Origin of the sequence: Streptomyces sp. NPDC004658 (assembly GCF_040609555.1) — a bacterium.
Taxonomy (GTDB): domain Bacteria; phylum Actinomycetota; class Actinomycetes; order Streptomycetales; family Streptomycetaceae; genus Streptomyces.
Genome location: NZ_JBEXKG010000372.1, coordinates 1 through 2,110 on the forward strand (window position 1 = coordinate 1; position 2,110 = coordinate 2,110).

3 protein-coding genes are annotated in these 2,110 nt (G+C 75.4%); 2 read left to right on the top strand and 1 reads right to left on the bottom strand.

Annotated elements, in window-relative coordinates; translation table 11 throughout:
- A partial coding sequence (locus ABZV94_RS41405; protein ID WP_356350243.1) for an FAD-dependent oxidoreductase occupies nucleotides 1-1,129 on the bottom strand: 1,129 nt, incomplete at its 3' end.
- 182 nt (nucleotides 1,130-1,311) lie between these two features.
- On the opposite strand from ABZV94_RS41405, the gene ABZV94_RS41410 reads away from it, so the two are divergent.
- Complete coding sequence (locus ABZV94_RS41410; protein WP_356350241.1) at nucleotides 1,312-1,803, top strand: DUF1360 domain-containing protein; 492 nt, start codon at nucleotides 1,312-1,314, stop codon at nucleotides 1,801-1,803.
- A 147-nt stretch (nucleotides 1,804-1,950) separates the two neighbouring features.
- On the top strand, nucleotides 1,951-2,110 hold a 160-nt coding region (locus ABZV94_RS41415), incomplete at its 3' end, for a DUF2267 domain-containing protein (RefSeq protein WP_356350246.1).

The window sequence follows — 2,110 nt, forward strand, 5'->3', positions numbered from 1 at the left end:
GGCGCCGGGCCCGCTCCGCGCTGCCCAGCGGCGGCCGGCCGCGCAGGACCGGCGCGATGACGCGGGCGTGGGCCGCCCGCTGCAACGCCTGGGTGACGACCGTGGTGGGGCGGCGGCGGCGCTGCACGCCCCGTACGTCGGGCAGCCCCACGGTGCCGCGCCGCAGGGGTGCGACCAGGTGGCGGGCGGTGGCCACGGCGTCCTGCACGGCGAGGTTGATCCCGATGCCGAAGACCGGGGACATGGCGTGCGCGGCGTCGCCGATGCACAGCAGGCCGGGGCGGTGCCAGCGGCGCAGCCGGTCCAGGTGCACGTCGAGGAGCTTCACCTCGTCCCAGGAGCGCAGGGTGTGCGTCCGGTCGGCGATCCAGGGGACGGCGTCGGCGAAGTCGGCCCTAAAGCGGTCCAGGCCGGCGGCACGGCGCTCGGCGTCGGTGCCCTTGGGGATGAGCCCGGCGCACTGCCAGTAGTCGCCGCGGTCGATCATCGCGGCCAGGAAGCCCTCGCCGGCGCCGGCGACGAGCCCGCTCGGGTCGCCCTCGTGCCGCGGCAGGCGGAACCACCAGGCGTCCATCGGGCAGCGGAAGCGGTGCAGGCCCAGTTCGGGCAGGGAGTGGGCCAGCGACCCCCGGCCGTCGCAGGCGACGGTGAGGAGGGCGCGCAGCTCGCCGGTGCGGCCGTCGGAGGTGCGGTAGCGCACCCCGGTGACCCGTCCGGACTCGACGATGAAGGAGGTGGCCTCCGTGTTCATCCTCAGCTCGAAGGACGGCTCGCGGCGGGCCTGGTCGGCGAGGAGGTCGAGCAGGTCCCACTGGGGCACCATCGCCACGTAGTCGTGCGGACCGGGCAGCGCGGAGAGGTCCGCGACGGTGACCGGCGAGCGGCCGGCGCCCAGCGGCAGCTGGACGGTGCGGACCCGGCGCTGCGGCAGCCGGGCGAACTCCTCGCCCAGACCGAGGTCGTCCAGCAGCGCCAGGGTCGACGGGTGGACCGTGTCCCCGCGGAAGTCGCGCAGGAAGTCGGCGTGTTTCTCCAGCACGGTCACCGCGATCCCGGCGCGGGCCAGCAGCAGGGCGAGCACCATGCCCGCGGGGCCGCCCCCCACGACACAGCACGTGGTCTTCTCCATGGCGGTCCTGCCCTTCCCGGTCGAGAGCAGCGGCTCGGCGTATGTCATCGTCCGGCTAATTCATCATTCGATGAATACGATACTCCCGGCGGACCCGGAGGTCACGTGTCGCCACCCCGCACCGGGGAACTCGTTGCCCGCCCTGGGCAGGACCGAAGACGCACCGGGACGCTGGAGGCCGCATGAGCACGGACGCCGCACGCTACGACGACCAGGACGAGGTCCCGCTGGGCGGCTACGCCGCCCTCGCCGCCGTGTTCCTGGCGGGCACCGGCGCCTTCGCGCTGCTGGCCCGGCGCCGGGGCGTCCGCCTGCCGCAGCAGGTGCCGCCCTGGGACGTGGCACTGCTGGGCGCGGCGGCCTACAAGACGTCGCGGGTGCTGGCCAGGGACAAGGTCACCAGCTTCCTGCGGGCGCCGTTCACCCGCCGCGCGGGCCAGGGCGAGGCGAGCGAGGTCATGGACGAGCCCCGCGGTGACGGGCTCCGGCGCGCGGTCGGCGACCTGGTGTCCTGCCCCTTCTGCGTAGCCGCCTGGACCACCGGGGCCCTGGTGTGCTCCTACGCGGCGGCGCCCCGCTTCACCCGCCTGGTGTGCGGAGGCTTCGGCGCCCTGACGGTGGCCGACTGGCTGCAGTACGCGTGGACGTGGACCCAGCAGGCGACGGAAAACTGAACGCGGCCGAACCGGACGGCGGCGATGGCGGCCGGTCGCCGTGACCGGACGGCGGCGCGGGGTACTCGACCGGTGCCGCTGCGCCCGGGGGCGGGCGCAGCGTCGGCACTTCGTGCGGAAGGGACCGGTCTCATGCGGCACGACGAGATGATCGGAAAGGTGCAGGCGCTGGCCCAGCTGCCCGACCGGGGGACGGCCGAGCGGGCCGCGCACGCGGTCGTGAGCACACTGGCGGAGCGGCTGCCGGCCGGGCTGGCCCGGCACGTGGCCGCCCAGCTGCCGCCGGACATGGCGGCGGCCATGCGGG

What these genes read in the sequence shown, in the direction of transcription:
- ABZV94_RS41410 (WP_356350241.1), top strand. Translation starts at nt 1,312, where the DNA reads ATGAGCACGGACGCCGCACGCTACGACGACCAGGACGAGGTCCCGCTG.